Here is a 19084-nt window from a genome sequence, read left to right as displayed (position 1 = left end):
CTCTTACCCACAATCAAGAACCGTAGAGCTATGATGAGCTTATAATTACGATTTCTATTTTATATTAGTTAAATTTCACTAACAAATTATGTGTGAATAGATTTAATCACTACCTTTGAGTCGACTATTAATTAAAATAGAGAAAGATTATGAAGAAAGTATTTTTTATGGCTATGGCCGTAGCAGCTTTGACATTTACAAGCTGCAACTCGAACAAGGAAGCAAAAACAACTGAAGGTACAGACACAACAGCAGTTGCAAGTGACTCAACAGCAATCCCTGAAGACGCTGAAGCTATTGCTGCACAGCTCACAGAGAAATTGAAGGCAAATGACAATGCAGGCGTTAGCCAGTTGTTGGCAGGTGCTCAGGCTAAGATTGCCGAACTCTATGCAAAGAATCCTGAAACAGCAAAGGAATATTTCAAGAAGGTACAGGAATGGATTGGTGCCAACAAGGATGCCGTTGCAAAGATTCCCGGAAGCGAAAAAATCGTTGAAGCTATCACATCAGCATCAGCAGACAAGCTTGATGGCTTCGTAAGCTCACTTACAGGTATTTCTACAGACGCAGCTAAGACTGTTGGCGATGCAGCAGCAGATGCTAAAGCAGCAGCTAACGGTGCTGAAGATGCAGTAAAGAATGCCGGTGGCAAGCTCGAAGAGAAGGCTAACGAAGCAGTTAATAGCGCAAAGGAAGCTGCTAATGCAAAGGCAAATGAGGCTGTTAATAGTGCTAAGGAAAAGATTACCAATGCGGCAAGCGATGCGGCAGGCAAAGTAACTAAAGGTTTAGGTCTCTAATCCTTTACAACAGAATAATAGAAAAAGCTCGCTGTCAAATGACAGCGAGCTTTTTTGTATAGAATAAATTAGTTTTACCTGATTCTGTCTGCTGCTCTGACCAAAGCCTCGTCTGACTTTATTCCCTGTTTAGCCAAGAACAACAGAATGATTGATACGAGTGGCAGACAAGCTGCGAATCCTACTCCAAACGTCATTTTCTTGGGTACTGCCAATGCAAAATAAGCATAAGCCGCATACCAAGCGAGCATTAATACCATAGAAAGAGTGCAGAGACTTATCTGACGCTTGCGCTTATGGAAATCGAAGATTGCAAACAGTTGTATCGGAAGTGAGACCAAAAGAATGGCAAACAATGGGCAGACTCTGAAATCCTTTACCCCTTCCCCACTCTGAATCCACAAATTCATCATTATACTTTCTTTTCCCATTGCTTCAGGTTCAAACAAACCGATTGGCAAACAAAGGCAGGCAATACCTGCAATCAGTGAAAGGAAAAGGAAGATGCTTTGCTTTCTTTGTATCATTGCGCTTAGAAGTCTTCTTCCTCCAAGTTGTCCTTTGAAGGATCACGCCAATAAACATTGCCTTCAAGAAACTCCTGTGTAGCGAGCAAGGTTGGTTTTGGCAATTTCTCGTAGTAACGGCTAATCTCAATCTGCTCACGATTCTCAAAGACTTCCTCCAAGGAATCGTTGTAAGATGCAAACTCTGCCAGTTTCTTGCTGAGATCCTGTTTGATTTCGATTGAAATCTGATTAGCACGCTTTGCGATGATTGCTACACTCTCATAGATATTGTCAGTATCCTTCCAAAGTTCCAACACATCGCGAGTTACTGTATTAACAGGTGATTTTGACTTCTTGTAATCCATTATTATATCTTAAAATTTAAATTTCTTTCCTTAATTCTTGGTAAACTCCTTGCATTTCTCAATGAATCTCTCGGCAGTAGCACGCTCCTTTGAGTCTGGATATTCATTGATGAAGCCATAGCATTCGTCTTCCGCATCCTGATAGCGTTGTATTTTCTTTGATTCAACGCTCATCTGAGCCAATTCATACTTGCTTTTCATCAGCAAGATGGCAAATTCCTCACGCAGTGGCGTATATGGGAAATCGTTGAGCGCATTTTCAGCCGTGATGATACAAGCCTCATAGTTGTTGCCGCCACTCGTGCAGTTGCCGAAATATGAACCAAGGTTATAATACAGCTTCGCATTCAAATATTCCTTACGAATCAGTTTATCCTGCAATTCAAACAAGCGTTGCTCGGCAGTTCCCTTCATTTTTCCTTGTGGATATCGGTCGAGATAATCCTGAAAAGCAGCAATGGCAGCCACAGTGGGAGTCTGGTCAAGGCGAGGTTCAGGTGTCCCTGCATAAAGACTCTGCCCTATATAGAACGAGGACATTTCGGCAAAGTCGCCGTGAGGATAGGTCTGAACATACTTCTTGAATGTTTCAGAGGCAGCCTCGTAGTCATCCAAGCCGTATTCGGACATAGCCAACATATAAAGACACTCCTGTGCATTGTCGGTTCCCTTCATAATGGTTACCAATTCTTGCAAGAGAGGAACAGCATATCCAAATTTTCCCTTTGCAAAACATTCTTTTGCAAATTCGTATTTGTATGAATAATTTGTGCTCTTATAGACCTGATTATACTCGTGCGCACAGCTTGTAAAAAGCAATGCCACAAGAATTGTTATAAGAATATTCTTCTTCATAATTCTATTTTGAAATGCAAAGTTAAACATTATTCTATAAAAAGCCAAAAGGCTATATGTTTTTTAGCAAAAAATTACCATTAAATAAGTGCATTAAGAGCTTTTTTAGTAACTTTGCTAAATATGAATTTCCAATTAACATCAAAATACAAACCTACGGGCGATCAGCCGGAGGCTATAAAGGAACTGACCGAGGGACTTGAACGGGGCGACAAAAGTCAGGTTCTGCTCGGTGTAACCGGTTCAGGAAAAACGTTCACAATGGCCAACACCATTGCAAACGTGAACAAACCTACGCTCATTCTCTCTCACAACAAGACGCTCGCCGCCCAGCTCTATGAAGAGATGAAAGGATTCTTTCCCAACAATGCCGTTGAGTACTACGTGTCTTATTATGACTATTATCAGCCGGAAGCCTACATGCCTTCCACCGATACATATATAGAGAAGGACTTGGCTATCAACGACGAGATAGACAAACTCCGTCTCTCGGCTGTTTCTTCTCTGTTGTCCGGCAGAAAAGATGTAATTGTGGTGTCATCCGTATCGTGCATTTACGGTATGGGAGGACCTGTTGCAATGAAGGATAGTGTGATCCGAATCAAGAAAGGCGAGGTACTCGACCGGAATGAGTTCCTCCGACGGCTTGTAAATGCCCTCTATGTGCGAAACGACATCGACCTTCAGCGTGGAAATTTCCGTGTAAAAGGCGATACTGTTGATATTGCGATGGCATATAGCGACAATGTTCTAAGAATCACGTGGTGGGATGATGAAATAGATTCCATCGAGGAAGTAGACTCTATCTCCTACCATCGGCTTGCCTCCTTCGAACAATACGAGATTTATCCGGCTAACCTTTTCGTTACTTCCAAGGAACAGACGGAAGGTGCTATCCGAATGATTCAAGACGATTTAGTTAAGCAGGTGAATTTCTTTAACGAAATCGGAGACAGCATTAAAGCTCAGCGCATTAAGGAAAGAGTGGAATATGATATGGAAATGATAAAAGAGCTTGGGCATTGCTCGGGCATCGAAAACTATTCCCGCTATTTCGATGGACGCGAACCGGGACAGAGACCCTATTGTCTGCTCGACTTCTTCCCCGAAGACTTCCTTATAATAATAGATGAAAGCCACGTCAGCGTACCACAAATCTCGGCGATGTATGGCGGAGACAGGGCACGCAAGACCAATCTGGTTGAATTTGGTTTCCGTCTGCCGGCAGCTTTCGACAACCGTCCACTCAAGTTTGAGGAATTTCACAGCCTAATCAGGCAAATCATTTACGTTTCAGCCACACCTGCAAACTTTGAGTTGGAAGAGGCTGAGGGCGTGGTTGTAGAACAGGTAATCCGTCCTACGGGACTGCTCGACCCCGAAATTGAAATCCGACCTTCGGAAAATCAGATTGACGACCTTGTGGAAGAGATTCTCGTCAGAGCCGAAAAGGAAGAACGCGTGCTCATCACTACCCTCACGAAACGTATGGCAGAGGAACTCACGGAATATCTCTTGAACCACGATATTAGAACTGCCTACATCCACAGCGACGTGGCAAGTCTCGACCGTGTGAAGATTCTCAACGACCTCCGTGCAGGGATTTACGACGTACTTGTGGGTGTAAACCTTCTGCGTGAAGGACTCGACCTGCCCGAAGTTTCGCTCGTAGCCATACTCGATGCCGATAAGGAGGGTTTTCTGCGCAGCCACAGAAGTCTTACGCAAACTGCCGGACGCGCTGCGCGTAACGTGAACGGAAAGGTTATTATGTATGCCGACAGCATTACTGAAAGTATGCAGAAGACCATTGACGAAACGGCACGGAGGCGCGAAAAGCAGATGAAGTATAATATTGAGCACGGCATTACGCCGACACAGATTGTCAGAACCATCAAGGGCACGCTCCCGACGGGCGATAACACCACCGGGCAAGCCATTGCCCCGAAGTCCAGCCAATCTGTCTATGCCGAACCTGTGAATAATGACGTCGCATTTGCAGCCGACCCTATCATTGTTCGTATGACGAGAAAGCAGCTTGAGAAGAGCATTCAGAACACAACGGCTCTGATGAAGCAGGCCGCCGCCGACCTCGATTTCCTGCAAGCCGCCCAGTATCGCGACGAAATCGTCCGACTGCAAAAGGAACTGGAACTCAAGGATTAAAACAGAGAGAAAATAATGGTGCTACATACTTTTTTCAAATAACCGAAGATTGCATTCCGTTCTTCGCAAAAACGCAATGTAAACGTGCGAAGAATGGAATGCAATCTTCGCACGTTTGGAAGCAAGATATTTAACCATTGATTTTCAAATACTTACAACTGCGTTTGGATGATAGTATTTATGTCCGTCTTTCAAGCCATCCGACATTTTGAAGCAAGGAACATAACAGACTGACTGGCTGGTGGAAGAAACAGGAGTCTCGAAAGAAAAGACGTGAAATGTGTACGTTTAATTTAAAACACATCATCTTATATAATACAACTCCCCTATCTTTCTTTTACATAATGACTGACAAGCAAAGACACTTTCTATTTAAAATAAGTCTAAATAGTAAAATCAGCGTTTCACACTTTAAATGATAATTGCAACGTGATTGAATATCAACTGCTTTCACTCACTTAAAATCACTTTCAGACTTATACGTGAAACAGTTGAAATAGGTTTGTAACAATCTGAAAAATAGCAGGTTGGATATACACAACACTTCAGCATCCACTATTTTTCACAAATCCATCTAAAGTGTGTAGAAATAGTATAGTTAGAAGTTTCAATAAAAAAAATCTATCTTCCGGAGTATTTTTCTCATTGGTGCTTTTTTAGTATCTTTGCACTGCAAATGAAAATTTGTTGAAAGTCAATAATACGGTCGAAAGACATATTATATATTTTAAAGTAAGTATGAATGTTCAGCCCAATGCTCTCTGGAATCAAACTCTTTTACTTATAAAAGAGAATGTTACGGAGCAGCAATTTAAAACGTGGTTCAAGCCAATAGTATTTGAGTCCTTTGACGAGGAGTCAAGTACTTTGTTGGTACAGGTTCCAAGCTCATTCGTCTATGAGTATTTGGAAGAGAACTATGTTTCACTTATGAGCAAGACGCTTACCCGTGTCTTTGAGCGCAGAATCAGACTGACTTATCGTGTATTGACCGATAAGGCTCACAACCTTACCCAAGATATTCAGTCAGAACCCGTTGAGCAGATTGCATCGCAACGTCCTACGCAGCGTGGCAACCAAAGTCCTACTCCATTAGATGTTGCTCCGCAGGATATTGACACTCAGCTCGACCCACACAAGTCATTCAACAACTATATTGAGGGCGACAGCAACAAACTGCCGCGTTCTATCGGATTGTCAATAGCCGAGCATCCGAACACATCGCAGTTCAATCCGATGTTCATCTACGGTCCGTCAGGCTGCGGCAAGACCCACCTTATCAATGCGATAGGCCTGCATATCAAGCACCTGTATCCACAGAAACGAGTATTGTATATCTCGGCACGCCTGTTTCAGGTACAATACACCAATTCAGTCTTGAATAACACCACGAATGATTTCATCAATTTCTATCAGGCCATCGACGTTCTGATTGTGGATGACATTCAGGAGTGGATGACTGCAACCAAAACTCAGGACACATTCTTCCACATCTTCAACCACTTGTTCAGAAACAACAAGCGCATTATCCTTGCATCCGACCGTCCTCCGGTTGAGCTCAAGGGTATGAACGACCGTTTGCTCACTCGTTTTGCCTGTGGTCTGATTGCAGAGTTGGAGAAGCCAAACGTACAGCTGTGTGTGGACATTCTCAAAGCGAAGATTAAGCGCGATGGATTGACAATTCCTGACGACGTTATTCAGTTTATTGCAGAGACTGCCAACGGCAGCGTCAGAGACCTTCAGGGCGTCATCAATTCCCTTTTAGCTTACAGCGTTGTGTATAACAGCAACATTGATATGCGTCTGGCAGAACGAGTGATAAAGCGTGCCGTGAAGATTGATGATGAGCCTCTGACGGTTGATGACATCGTAGAGAAAGTATGCACACATTTTAATGTGTCAGCAACAGCAGTCAATTCACGGTCTCGCAAGCAGGATATCGTAATTGCCCGTCAGGTAAGTATGTATCTCGCTCAGAAGTTTACCAAAATGCCGGCAAGCAGAATAGGCAAACTGGTAGGCAACCGCGACCACAGTACGGTTATTCACAGTTGCTCACAGGTAGAGAAACGATTACAGATTGACAAAGGTTTTACCGCCGAAATCTCAAGCATCGAAAATTCATTCAAATTAAAATCTTAATTTATTGATATAAGAAAACTCCACCATCGCAGATTTGCAATGGTGGAGTTTCATTTAAGCATCAATCTCAAGGTTTTTATCTTGAAAATATATACCCAAATACTCTTACTTGCCTATATACGGCAACTGGATTCGTGCAACACGGATGCCGGGATTATAGTCTCTGGAAGACAAATAGGTGTAGAGTGTTTCGTCAGGTTCTACCACGCTCTTGCCGTTCTTCTTCAAACTTGAGGCATTGAGGAGATAGAGTCCGTCCTTATGCCACACGGCTATACCCAAATGAGTGGTATCGAGATTCTTCTTGTTGGTTGTGAGTGCTATCAGGTCGCCATCGTGAATAATCTCGCGAAGCAAATTTGTATTCTTCAGTTGAGCCTTGGGAATATAATTGACTTTGGTTCCGTTGGTTTTGTCTTCAATAGCCTTGAGCTGTTTCACTCGGGAAGGATTATTCTTCAGCATATCATACGAACCGTAATTGGTGCTCATATAGTTGATTTTCAATGTCTGAACACCAGTAAAAGGAGGGTTGGGAGCATTGATTTCCTTCACGAAGCCCATAGCCTCATTGTCACTCACCCACCATTGATAGTAGTGCAGGCGATTTTCATAGCTCAACTCTCCACCACGGTAACGAATCTGCATCAGCCGTGTGGCAAAATCGTCGAAATCCGTTGTGTTGTCGTTCACACAAAGACAAAGTGCCACAACATTTTCAAGATAGGTGGTGCAGTCCATTTCCCGAAGATTCACAACGAGTTTCTCGCTCGTATTCTTGTCCAGAGTATGTGCCACATAGGGAATGCCGATAAACTTTCGGGCCACCTTTAATATAAGTTCTTCAGAAGAGAGTTGGTTTCGCAGCGGAACAAGCTCTTTCAGCAACTGCTCTACTCTTCTCTTGTCTTCCTGTGAAGCCTGAATTTCGTATTCAGCACTATCCTTTTCTCCAGCAAGCGTCATTTCCGTCTGAGTGGATTCTCCTTTTTGCAATTCATTTCCTTCGTTTTTCCCCGCCTTTACCGAGCACGAAGTCAGAAATGCTACTCCGACAATTAAAGCATAAATCTTATTCATTGTCAATCCTTATTTTTGTTTTTCTTTTTCTTCTTGTTCTTGCTTCCGAAATTGAAACCTGCATACAAGCTCACATTTCCGAAGAAATTATTGGTAGAGAATTGGCTTCTCCGATAATTGTAGGCGTGGAGAACAGAACTCAATCCTGCATACCACTTCGTATTGTTCCATACAAGGCCGAACCTGCCAATGCCGTCAATGTTGATGTTTTTGAACGAAAATTCACGGAATGAAAAGCCTTTATTCTCCACGTCTCCCTTGCTTCGCTTATATGCCAAGCCAACGGAAACAGATGCTGCAAGCAACCAGTTCCGGGCAAAAACCCAGTTATAGGCATATCCTCCACTGAGGGAAATATCCGTATATTCTACCGTTCCGAACATCAGCGTACTGTCGATGCCGATATTTTTTCTGTTTATGCCAATCCGTTCATTCACAAGTTTGTCAAGCGAAGCCCAGTCCACAGACAATGTATGTTTTGTATAGCCTATTCCCAAAAGAGGACTTCCGGCTGAAATGCGCTGAACGGTGCTTTGACTGAACGCAGCAGGATAAGAGAAACGACGATGGTTGAAGATATAATAGATGTTGAAGCCCTTGATAGTAGACGTTAAGCCTCCGAAGCCCGCACCTATGACGGGGTCTGTATCAATATCCTTGCCAAGATCCATCTGGCGAATCTTATAGTCGTTTCCAGTCTTTCGGTAATACAAATCCAGACCAAGCATAGAACTGTAAAGGCTCAGGTCGTATTCCTGACGCTGACGGTCGCTGTGTGTCAAATCCAAGTGTTTAATGTCGAGCGTGTATCCAAGGAATATCCATCTCCAACCAAAGTAAGGTCCGATTCTTATATTGGCTTCAGGAGCAAAGGTAATGCTCTGTCCACTCTTACTGTTGAGCCTATACACCTCGTAGGTATTGGTGTTCTGAAGCATTACGGTAAAGTTGTAATGCTGTGGTTCAATGTAGCTCGTGTCAATCTCATTGAATCTATGAACCACCTTTTCCGCATTGCGCAATTTCCTGTGATACCAGTTCTTTGTGGTGTCCACGCGCATCCATTTCACACTGTCAGGGACAAGTCCTACAAATGAAGTTTTGGAAAAGACAAGCTGGTTCGCAAGCATAAAAAAGAAAATACCTGCAAACAGCCTTTGAAATATGTATCTGGAAAAATCCAATCTGTCCATTTAAATCTTGCCAAGAATACGGTCCATCACCCAGTTGGTGGGCGTGGCACTGATACTCGTACATTCACACTTGCCAAATCCCTGCAAGTCTTCAATCACTGACTTTATTATAGGCAACTGCACGTGATCAGGATTAGGAACCACGATGTCTTGTCTCCCTGCACTAGTATAAAGATGTATGGGAGCATAGTTGTAAACAGAGAATGCCACGCGTCCCTCTTTTCCGAAAATTTCAATACGGTCTTCGCGCCCACTTTCGTGAGAGGCAAAACACCACGCTCCACTTCCGTTCAGACCATTTTCAAACGTAAATATAGCATTTACGGTATCTTCTACATTGTATAGCCCTGCCCTGTTTGCGGTATAACCGTGTGCCTTTACGATAACGCCAAAGAAATTCTGAAGCAAGTCTAATTGATGTGGAGCCAAATCATAGAAGTAGCCTCCACCGGAGATATGAGACTGAAGTCTCCAAGGCAACTGTTCGTTCTGTTTATAGTCAAGGTCGCGAGGAGGCACGGCAAATCTTACCTGAACTGTAAGGATTTTGCCAATCTTGCCACTCTCCACAATTTCCTTTACTTTCTCAAAATAAGGCAGATAGCGTCGGTAATAAGCCACGAAACAGGGCACTCCCGTTTCTTCCGCCACACGGTTGATGCGCACACAATCCTCGTAAGAGGCTGCCAACGGCTTCTCTATATAGCAGGGCTTGCCTGCACGCAATGCCATTATCGCGTATGTGGCGTGAACGGAAGGGGGAGTTGCGATATAAACGGCATTGACTTTGGGATTGTCTATCAAAAGTTGCGCATCCGTGTACCACCTCTTTATATTATGGCGGGAAGCATACGATTTTGCTTTCTCCCCGCTTCGGCTGAAGACAGCCTCAACATGCGAACCTTGCACAAGATTGAATGCCGGACCTGATTTCAGGTCCGTTACTTCCCCACATCCGATAAAGCCCCAATTAATTTCTTTCATTGCTCATCTTTTCTGCAAAATTACAAAAAAACTATTAAGTCGCATAGGTAACTACCAACTTTTTAGTATCTTTGCACGAGGATAGACAATGTGTTAACTATTCATTATGTCTGACAGGCTCTATCCATACACAAACATTACCATTCATTATTATGATTATCAAAAAGTCAGAATTTACCATTTCTGCACCTACTGTGTCGAAATGCCCCAACGATACCAAACCAGAATATGCGTTTATCGGACGTTCCAACGTGGGGAAGTCCAGTCTCATCAATATGCTTTGCAATCACAAGGGACTGGCAAAGACTTCTTCAAAACCCGGAAAGACCTTGCTCATCAATCATTTCATTATCAATAATGAATGGTATCTGGTAGACCTTCCGGGATATGGCTATGCCAAAAATTCAAAGACGATGCGCAATAAGTTGGAACAGATGATTACACAATATATTCTCCAACGAAAGCAACTGATAAATCTTTTTGTCCTGATTGATATAAGACACGAGCAGCAGAAAATTGACAGGGAGTTTATTGATTGGTTGGGCGAAAGCAATGTGCCCTTCTCCATCATCTTCACCAAAGCCGATAAGCTGACTGCTGGCCGTGCAAAGACCAATGCCTTGCAATGGATGAACGCCTTGAAAGACAGATGGGAAATGCTCCCACCCTATTTCCTCACATCAGCAGAGACAAAATTAGGGCGTGATGAAGTATTGGACTATATTGATGAAATCAATGCCTCTCTCTACGAAGACTCCAAGGAAGAGATTACAGAGGTAGTATCTGAATAATCACTTTAAACGAACTGATATTCAATGGCGGTGATTCCATATCTTGACGTACAGAAATTGACCAAACGCTTTGGCTCACAGGTACTTTTCAATAATATATCTTTCTCCATTGCTGAAGGTCAGCACGTTGGGCTTATAGCTCAGAACGGTACGGGAAAGAGTACACTCCTGTCTATCCTCACCGGAAAAGAGGGCTACGAATCGGGGGCTATAATCTATAAGAACGATCTTCGCGTGGCCTGTCTGGAACAGAATCCCTATTTTGAACCGACAGACACCGTGCTCGATGCCTGTTTCAATCACGAAGGCGATGCTGAAAAGATGTTGAAGGCAAAGCAGATTCTCACAATGCTGAAGATTACCAATTTGGAACAATTGATGAGTCAGTTGAGTGGTGGTCAGCAAAAGCGCGTTGCATTGGCGAATGTATTGATTCTTGAACCCGACTTATTGATTCTTGACGAACCTACCAATCATCTTGACCTTGATATGATAGAATGGTTGGAAGGATATCTTTCGCGAGGAACCAAGACTTTACTGATGGTTACGCACGATCGTTATTTTCTCGATAATGTTTGTAATCTCATTTTGGAACTCGACGACAAAACCATCTATACTTACCGAGGCAATTACTCCTATTATCTTGAGAAGCGTCAGGAGCGCATAGCCAATGCTCGTGCTGAAATTGCACGTGCAAACAATCTCTACCGAACCGAGTTGGAATGGATGAGACGGCAGCCACAGGCTCGTGGACACAAGGCTCGTTACAGGGAAAAAGCATTCTATGACTTGGAAGCGAAAGCGAAGCAGAAGATAGAAGAACGACAGATTCGTTTGAAATCTTCAAATGTATATATAGGCAGCAAGATATTTGAGTCTCAATATGTTTCGAAGGCTTTTGACGAGAAAGTCATTCTGAAAGATTTCTATTACAACTTTGCCCGTTTCGAGAAAATGGGTATTGTGGGAAATAATGGTACGGGGAAATCTACGTTTATAAAGATGCTGCTCGGCCTTGTTGCTCCAGACAGTGGAAGATTTGACATCGGCGAGACCGTAAAGTTTGGTTATTTCTCTCAGGACGGATTGAAATTCCGTGAAGACCAAAAGGTAATAGACATCATTACCGACATAGCTGATTATATAGATTTGGGAGGAGGAAGGTACATGACAGCTTCTCAATTCCTGAATCATTTCCTTTTTCCACCAGAACAGCAACACAACTATGTGGCAAAACTGTCAGGAGGAGAAAGAAGAAAACTTTATCTCTGCACGGTATTGATGAAGAATCCAAACTTTCTCATTCTCGACGAACCTACAAACGACCTTGACATTCAAACATTACAGGTTTTGGAAGAATATCTTCAGGACTTCCCGGGCTGCGTAATAGTCGTTTCCCACGACCGTTATTTTATGGACAAGGTGGTAGACCATCTTCTCGTTTTCAAAGGAGAAGGCGAACTAAAGGACTTTCCGGGCAACTATACGCAATTCCGTGATTTCCAATCACTCAAGAGTGAAGAAGAAACTGCAAAACAAAAAACGGTGGTAAAAGGCTCTGGTTCATCAAAAGACTATCGCAACGATACGCGAAAGAAGATGAGCTATAAGGAAAAACGTGAATACGAACAGCTCAGTAAGGAGATAAAAGAATTAGAACAAACCATCAGGACAATGGAAGATCAACTCTGTTCGGGCAGTCTGAATGTAGAGGAACTTACTGAAAAAAGCAAAATCCTTCCAAAATTAAAAGATGAACTCGACGAAAAAGAGATGAGATGGTTAGAATTAGCCGAATTGGAATAAAAAATATAATTTTCTCTTGGAGAAATAAAATAAATCAATTAACTTTGCAGAAGTTTTAAACACATTATGTTTCCATTCCGGAAACACTATTTCTCACATTTATATATAATTCGTACACATATTACTATATGTTAAGTAAAGAAGAACTGTTAGGCAAAGATATTGCCGAATTGGAAATTATCGCAAAAGACATTCAAGCTGAATACAAGAAAGGCGATGATAAGGACTCTATAATATATGCAATCTTGGACAGACAGGCAGTAGATGCCGGAGCAACACACCCGCTTGAAACCACAAAACGCAAGCGTACACGTATCACGAGAAAGGATACCGATAAGGTTTATACCGTACACGGCAAAGATGGTGAGAACTTTGATGTACAGAACAATAAACCTGCCGGAAATAGTCCACAGCCTGCACTTTTCAAGGATATGCCGGCGGAACCTGTTGCAGAAGAAAAGAAGGAAGAAGAAACTCCTGCCCCCAAGAAACGTGGACGCAAGCCAAAAGTTAAAGTAGAAGAGTCCGCCGTTATGGAAGAGCAGATTATGGAAACTCCTATGGAAGACTCGCCACAGGACGTTATCGACACGATACAACCACAAGAAGAAACTATTGAAGAGAATATCTCTCAAGAACAAATAAGCGACGATTTCATCCCAGAGGCTCAGTTTGCTTCTGGAATTTCAATGGAAGAAGGCAACAATGAGGATTTGCTGTCTCAACTTCAAGCTAAAGTCAATGCTCACAATAATGAACATTCAGAAGAAAATCTCCAAGCAATAGCCGATGGTGTATGGGCTGGCGACCCAGGAGACGGAACAGACTTTATCACAGTTGTTGATATTCCTATCGAAGATCAGGGTGCCGTGCCAAACTTTGACATGTTCGACCGTCCTATTGCATCTTCCTACCAAGCTCCTGCTGCCCCTGCACAAAACTATCAGCAGGCATCTGCGCCACAATCAACTGCACCTTTATTTGATTTCACAGATATTGTAAAGGCAAACGGCGTATTGGAAGTGATGCCCGATGGATATGGATTCCTCCGTTCAAGCGATTACAACTACCTTTCTTCTCCAGACGATGTTTATGTATCTGCAAATCAGGTAAAACATTATGGCTTGAAGACTGGCGATGTTGTGGAATGCCACGTTCGTCCTCCACACGAGGGCGAAAAGTATTTCCCACTTACAAGCATCGACAAGATAAATGGTCGTGAACCCTCACAGGTGCGCGACAGAGTTTCCTTTGAACACCTCACACCACTTTTCCCTGAAGAAAAATTCTCGTTGTGTGGAGATTCTAAAACAACCAATCTTTCTACGCGTATCGTAGACCTTTTCTCTCCTATCGGTAAGGGTCAGCGTGCGTTGATTGTTGCCCAGCCAAAGACCGGTAAAACCATATTGATGAAAGACATTGCAAACGCAATTGCTGCAAATCATCCTGAAGCCTACCTGATGATGCTCCTTATTGACGAGCGTCCAGAAGAAGTAACGGATATGGCTCGCACGGTAAATGCCGAAGTGATTGCATCAACATTTGACGAACCGGCCGAACGCCACGTAAAAATTGCAGGTATCGTATTGGAGAAGGCAAAACGAATGGTGGAATGTGGACACGATGTAGTTATCTTCCTCGATTCTATCACACGCCTTGCACGTGCATACAATACGGTAGCTCCTGCTTCCGGCAAGGTGCTTACCGGTGGTGTGGATGCAAATGCATTGCAGAAACCTAAGCGTTTCTTCGGTGCTGCCCGTAATATTGAAGGCGGAGGTTCGCTTACCATCATTGCTACGGCATTGATTGACACAGGTTCAAAGATGGATGAGGTTATCTTTGAAGAATTCAAGGGTACCGGTAATATGGAACTCCAATTAGATCGTTCTCTCAGCAACAAGCGAATATTCCCATCTGTCAATCTTGTTGCTTCAAGTACACGTCGCGACGACCTCTTGCAGGATAAGACAACAATGGATCGTATGTGGATTTTGCGCAAGTACATTGCCGATATGAATCCTATTGAAGCAATGAATTCTATTCACGACAGAATGACACGTACCCAAGACAATGATGAATTTCTCTTGTCTATGAACGGATAATTCATTATAAAGATATTGAAAAATTAGGTGTGCAAGAATAATCTTAGCACGCCTTTTTTCTTTATTGTTCACTCTAATCTTTCTACAAGGAATCTATATTTATAACATTAATGAAATTACTAATGTACAAACATTATGACTTTACAAATGCTTATGAACTGTAATAAGAAAACTGAATATGATTAAGTGTTTTTAACACGAACCCCTTCCCATGAGGGCTGCTCGCCCCCAATCCCCTCGGTGTTTTCAGGTATTGGATTTTATCCTTTACCTGTTTCCGAGGATGCAGGAGCCAACCTCAATGTGGAGACATAGCCGTCAACATAAGGTTTCTCCTGCGCGACTACGGCAAAAGCCTGCCGGACGAGTTTGTTTGCCACGGCAATGACAGCGACCTTCCCTGGCTTTCCGTTAGACCGCAGACGGTCGTAACAGGCTTTTCACTCGGCATTGCACCTTAGCGAGGAGAATGCCGCCACGTAGAGCTGGCTCCTCAATGAAGAGTCTCCGTTTCGGTTGATGTGACCTTTGAAATTGACAGAGGTACCGGACTGCTGATAAGTCGGCGACAGACCCAGATAACGGGTGAGCTGCTTGGCATTGTCAAAGTAGGTGAACCCGCCGGTAGCCATGATGAGCGCGGCAGCGAGGGTAACACCGATGCCCTTGACGGAAGTGAGCAAATCCATCTGCTTCTTGTACTCGCTCTTGGCCAATACGGAAAGATCCTCTTCGAGGTGTTTAATCTGCTTTTCAAGGAAGGCGATGGTCTGCTCAATGGACTTCCTACACTTGGAATCAAAGAACGGCAGCACTTCCATGGAACCCTTGAGGTTCTTTGTGGCAATGAGCTGCTTCTTGAGCTGGCGGATAACCGTGCGTTTCTGCTTCAGGGTAAGGATGGCATCACTGCGCAGCTTGTATGGCGCAGGATTCATCTTCTCCCCATAGAGGGCAATCAGGCGGGCGTCTGTCTCATCCGTCTTGACGGCGGAGAGCATGACACGGGCGAAGTTCTGCACCTTGAGCGGATTCTCCAAACTGGTGGTGATGCCTGCCTCGGAAAGCAGATGCACTGTAGTTGCCCGTGGCCTCCATGACGCAATGGTGCTCGTCCTTGGAGATAGTTTGGATGAACTCGTGAATACCCTTGGTGGTGTTCTTGAACGTTCTCGTCTCGCGGGTCTTCTCCGGCGAGTAAGCCACCACGAAAGTGTCCTTGCTGACGTCAATTCCAATGTAAGTCATAACTGTAACGATTTAATGTATAATGCAACATCCCAGACATCGTGGAACCATCATTGCAAATGCAGGGTTAAAGCCCAATGAACTGTCCGGTTTCGGATGTAAAGGTGTGGGGGCGGAACATAAGCAACTGTCTTATGACAAATGGAATTTCGGCCTTATTCCACACCTTGGTGTTGTTAACGTGTGTAAAAGTAATTATTTAATTTGAATATACAATGGAATCCATCTACTCACATTATTCGTTAATTAATGCTAAACATATTGCTATGAACCAAATATTGGAAATATAGTCCGTTGATTTTTTGTAACTTTGCATCCGTTTTATGCCGATTAGGCTCGTGTAAGTACAGGAAAGATGCTCTGTCGCCTATCGGTGAAACCGTTTACAATAAATAAAATGTACGCAATTGTAGAAATTAACGGTCAGCAGTTCAAGGCTGAGGAAGGAAAGAAGCTTTTCGTAAACCACATCAAGGATGCGGAAGAAGGCAAGACTGTTGAGTTTGACAAGGTTCTCCTCGTAGACAACGATGGAACAGTCACAGTTGGCGCACCTACTGTCAGTGGTGCGAAAGTAGTAGCTGAGGTGGTTAATCCACTCGTGAAGGGCGAAAAGATCATCGTCTTCAAGATGAAGCGTCGTAAGGACTATCGCAAGAAGAATGGTCATCGCGCACAGTACACTCAGGTTGAGATTAAAACAATTAACGCTTAAAATTTAGGAGGACAAGAAATGGCTCATAAAAAAGGTGTCGGTAGTTCTAAGAACGGTCGCGAATCACATTCAAAGCGTTTAGGTGTTAAAATCGGTGGTGGTCAGAAGATTATTGCAGGCAACATTATCGTTCGCCAGCGTGGTAATCAGCACTATCCTGGTGAGAATGTAGCTCAAGGTAAGGATGATACACTCTATGCACTTGCAGACGGTATCGTATCTTTCCACAGAGGTAAGTACAACAAGAGCACAGTCTCTGTACTTTCTGAGGAGGCTTACGCAGCTAAGCACGTAACACCAGAAGCTTAAGCAAATAAAAAACTATTCCAAACAAACAACATAATCCCAATTCTCCATTCGAGATTTGGGATTTATGCTTTCAATAAACATACAATCTGCAAACTCAAATAAGCAGTGCATAAATCTTTTGTATAGATTAAATCCACAGAATGCTGACAACGAGCATTCTATGTTTCAATATAACCATCAGATTGTAATTTGAAGCTGTATCAATCTTCAAATGCCGAGCATATCCTAAATAGTTGAAAATCAACAGAGTTTTTCTTTCTTTCCAAACGTGCGAAGATTGCATTTCATTTTTCGCAAGAATGCAAGGCAATCTTGCGAAGATTACTCGCCATTCTTCGGTCATTTATAAATTGTGTTTCTATCAATCTGTTATTATAACCATTCTGTTGGGTCAAAATGGTACAATTTCATTGAAGATATGAGCGAGAAATAGAGATGGGGTAATTCCTATGGAGAAACTAATTTCACTCAATGGCATTCCCTAAATTATTTTTTCTCCTTCCAATTATAGCACACATAATCATTTCTGAAACAAAATACTTTGTACTTTTAATTCATATTCTATTTTTTTTTGTAACTTTGTTGTCAAATATAGATATAAAAAATTGTAAAGACGTATGCTTACATTAAAGCTCATCAGTGAAGAAACTGAACGTGTAATTAAAGGACTCGAGAAGAAGCATTTTGCCGGTGCTCGCGAGGCTATCGAAAAAGTATTGGATTTTGATAAGACTCGACGTGAATGCCAACAGAAGCTCGACAATAACAAACAGCAACAGAATCAACTTTCAAAGCAGATTGGAAGCTTGATGAAAGAGGGCAAGAAGGATGAAGCAAACGAAATCAAGAATCAGGTTGCTGAATTGAAGATTGCCGACAAGACTTTCCAAGAAGAAATGGACAAGGCACAGCAGGATATGACCGAAATTCTGCTCACGATTCCTAATATAGCAAACGAAAACGTACCCGAAGGAAAAGATGCCAGTCAGAATGTTGTGATACGCGAAGGTGGAGAAAAGCCTGCCTTGGAAGGCGAAGCACTCTGTCATTGGGATTTTTGCAAGAAATACAACCTCGTTGATTTCGATTTAGGCGTAAAGATTACCGGTGCCGGATTCCCTATCTATATTGGCAAGATGGCACGTTTCCAGCGTGCTTTGGAGGCTTTTTTCCTCGAAGAAGCACGTAAGAGCGGCTACCTTGAGGTTCAGCCTCCATTGCTTGTTAATCAAGCATCAGGATTAGGCACAGGTCAGCTTCCCGACAAAGAAGGACAGATGTATCACGCCCAACTCGATGATTTATACCTCATCCCTACGGCAGAAGTCCCGGTTACAAACATCTTCCGTGATGAAATTCTCGACGAAAAAGCTCTTCCAATCAAGCGTTGCGCCTATTCATCTTGTTTCCGTCGCGAAGCGGGAAGCTATGGAAAGGACGTTCGCGGACTCAATCGTCTGCATCAGTTCGATAAGGTGGAAATCGTCCGTATCGATACTCCTCAGCACTCCTATGATTCCCTCAAAGAAATGTTAGAGCACGTAGAAGGACTTCTCAAGAAACTTGAACTCCCCTACCACATTCTCCTGCTCTGTGGTGGCGATATGAGTTTCACTTCATCTATCTGCTACGACTTCGAGGTATGGAGTGCAGCACAGGAAAGATGGTTGGAAGTAAGTTCGGTATCCAATTTTGAAAGCTATCAGGCAAATCGTCTGCATTGTCGTTTCCGTCATTCAGACGACAAGAAGATTGAACTCTGCCATACATTGAACGGTTCTGCGCTGGCATTGCCACGTATAGTAGCAGCAATCATTGAGAACAATCAGACCCCGGAAGGCATCAGAGTCCCAAAGGCACTCGTACCATACTGCGGTTTTGAAATGCTCGACGATAAGAATTTCTAAGATACATTTCCCGTTGGTTCAAAGCCAACGGGAATATATCGAAACATAAAACCCTTAATACTTAACTTAAATGAAAACAATTATGAAAAATCTGACTGTG

Annotated in this window: 15 protein-coding genes and 1 pseudogene; 9 read left to right on the top strand and 7 right to left on the bottom strand. The window is 43.0% G+C overall.

The window, feature by feature from the left end; all coding sequences use genetic code 11:
• Positions 1-149 precede the first annotated feature (149 nt).
• On the top strand, positions 150-803 hold the full coding sequence (locus tag P150_RS16530) for a hypothetical protein (RefSeq protein WP_051617637.1): 654 nt from the start codon (positions 150-152) through the stop codon (positions 801-803).
• Positions 804-877: 74 nt separating this feature from the next.
• Here P150_RS16530 and P150_RS0112860 read toward each other — a convergent pair whose 3' ends face one another.
• From P150_RS0112860 to P150_RS0112850, 3 genes are read right to left on the bottom strand one after another with little or no spacing between them, the layout of a single operon-like run.
• The gene (locus P150_RS0112860; RefSeq protein WP_028898041.1) at positions 878-1330 is read right to left on the bottom strand and encodes a DUF4293 domain-containing protein; all 453 of its coding nucleotides are present in this window, start codon (positions 1328-1330) and stop codon (positions 878-880) included.
• A 5-nt stretch (positions 1331-1335) separates the two neighbouring features.
• Complete coding sequence (locus P150_RS0112855; RefSeq protein ID WP_028898040.1) at positions 1336-1677, bottom strand: DNA-directed RNA polymerase subunit omega; 342 nt, start codon at positions 1675-1677, stop codon at positions 1336-1338.
• Positions 1678-1707: 30 nt separating this feature from the next.
• Entirely contained in the window at positions 1708-2532 is an 825-nt protein-coding gene (locus P150_RS0112850) for an outer membrane protein assembly factor BamD (RefSeq protein WP_028898039.1), read from the bottom strand.
• 123 nt (positions 2533-2655) lie between these two features.
• Between P150_RS0112850 and uvrB the strand changes: the two genes are divergently transcribed.
• Both uvrB and dnaA read left to right on the top strand, forming a co-directional pair.
• Positions 2656-4698 (top strand): excinuclease ABC subunit UvrB, encoded by a 2043-nt coding sequence (gene uvrB / locus P150_RS0112845; protein WP_028898038.1) that lies wholly within the window; start codon positions 2656-2658, stop codon positions 4696-4698.
• Between the two features lie 738 nt (positions 4699-5436).
• Positions 5437-6843 (top strand): chromosomal replication initiator protein DnaA, encoded by a 1407-nt coding sequence (gene dnaA, locus P150_RS0112840; RefSeq protein WP_028898037.1) that lies wholly within the window; start codon positions 5437-5439, stop codon positions 6841-6843.
• A gap of 105 nt (positions 6844-6948) precedes the next feature.
• On the opposite strand, the gene P150_RS0112835 is transcribed toward dnaA, so the two are convergent.
• The 3 genes from P150_RS0112835 to P150_RS0112825 form a co-directional block, all read right to left on the bottom strand.
• Positions 6949-7923, bottom strand: coding sequence for an N-acetylmuramoyl-L-alanine amidase-like domain-containing protein (locus tag P150_RS0112835; protein ID WP_028898036.1), 975 nt, complete (start codon positions 7921-7923; stop codon positions 6949-6951).
• A 2-nt stretch (positions 7924-7925) separates the two neighbouring features.
• Positions 7926-9053, bottom strand: a complete 1128-nt coding sequence (locus P150_RS0112830) for a DUF4421 domain-containing protein (RefSeq protein ID WP_051617636.1) — start codon at positions 9051-9053, stop codon at positions 7926-7928.
• Positions 9054-9116: 63 nt separating this feature from the next.
• Positions 9117-10100 carry a Gfo/Idh/MocA family protein gene (locus P150_RS0112825; RefSeq protein WP_028898034.1) on the bottom strand — a complete coding sequence of 328 codons (984 nt, stop codon included), beginning with the start codon at positions 10098-10100 and terminating at the stop codon, positions 9117-9119.
• Positions 10101-10252: 152 nt separating this feature from the next.
• Here P150_RS0112825 and yihA point away from each other — a divergent pair, with 152 nt between their 5' ends.
• The 3 genes from yihA (at position 10253) to rho (ending at position 14805) form a co-directional block, all read left to right on the top strand.
• Positions 10253-10891, top strand: coding sequence for a ribosome biogenesis GTP-binding protein YihA/YsxC (gene yihA / locus P150_RS0112820; RefSeq protein ID WP_028898033.1), 639 nt, complete (start codon positions 10253-10255; stop codon positions 10889-10891).
• A 24-nt stretch (positions 10892-10915) separates the two neighbouring features.
• Positions 10916-12697 carry an ABC-F family ATP-binding cassette domain-containing protein gene (locus P150_RS0112815; RefSeq protein WP_028898032.1) on the top strand — a complete coding sequence of 594 codons (1782 nt, stop codon included), beginning with the start codon at positions 10916-10918 and terminating at the stop codon, positions 12695-12697.
• Positions 12698-12825: 128 nt separating this feature from the next.
• Positions 12826-14805: a transcription termination factor Rho gene (gene rho, locus P150_RS0112810; protein WP_028898031.1), complete on the top strand. Its 1980-nt coding sequence runs from the start codon at positions 12826-12828 to the stop codon at positions 14803-14805.
• A 260-nt stretch (positions 14806-15065) separates the two neighbouring features.
• On the opposite strand, the pseudogene P150_RS16525 reads toward rho, so the two are convergent.
• Positions 15066-16053, bottom strand: a pseudogene (locus P150_RS16525) (IS110 family transposase).
• 397 nt (positions 16054-16450) lie between these two features.
• Between P150_RS16525 and rplU the strand changes: the two are divergent.
• The 3 genes from rplU to serS all read left to right on the top strand — a co-directional run bounded on the left by rplU (position 16451) and on the right by serS (position 18984).
• Positions 16451-16768, top strand: a complete 318-nt coding sequence (gene rplU, locus P150_RS0112800) for a 50S ribosomal protein L21 (RefSeq protein WP_028898030.1) — start codon at positions 16451-16453, stop codon at positions 16766-16768.
• Positions 16769-16786: 18 nt separating this feature from the next.
• On the top strand, positions 16787-17077 hold the full coding sequence (rpmA, locus tag P150_RS0112795) for a 50S ribosomal protein L27 (RefSeq protein ID WP_028898029.1): 291 nt from the start codon (positions 16787-16789) through the stop codon (positions 17075-17077).
• Positions 17078-17694: 617 nt separating this feature from the next.
• Complete coding sequence (serS, locus tag P150_RS0112785) at positions 17695-18984, top strand: serine--tRNA ligase (protein WP_028898027.1); 1290 nt, start codon at positions 17695-17697, stop codon at positions 18982-18984.
• Positions 18985-19084: the final 100 nt, after the last annotated feature.

Source organism: Prevotella sp. HUN102 (genome assembly GCF_000688375.1).
Taxonomy (GTDB): domain Bacteria; phylum Bacteroidota; class Bacteroidia; order Bacteroidales; family Bacteroidaceae; genus Prevotella.
The sequence above is the reverse complement of the archived record's forward strand: the minus strand, read 5'-3'. Positions and strand labels throughout refer to the sequence as shown.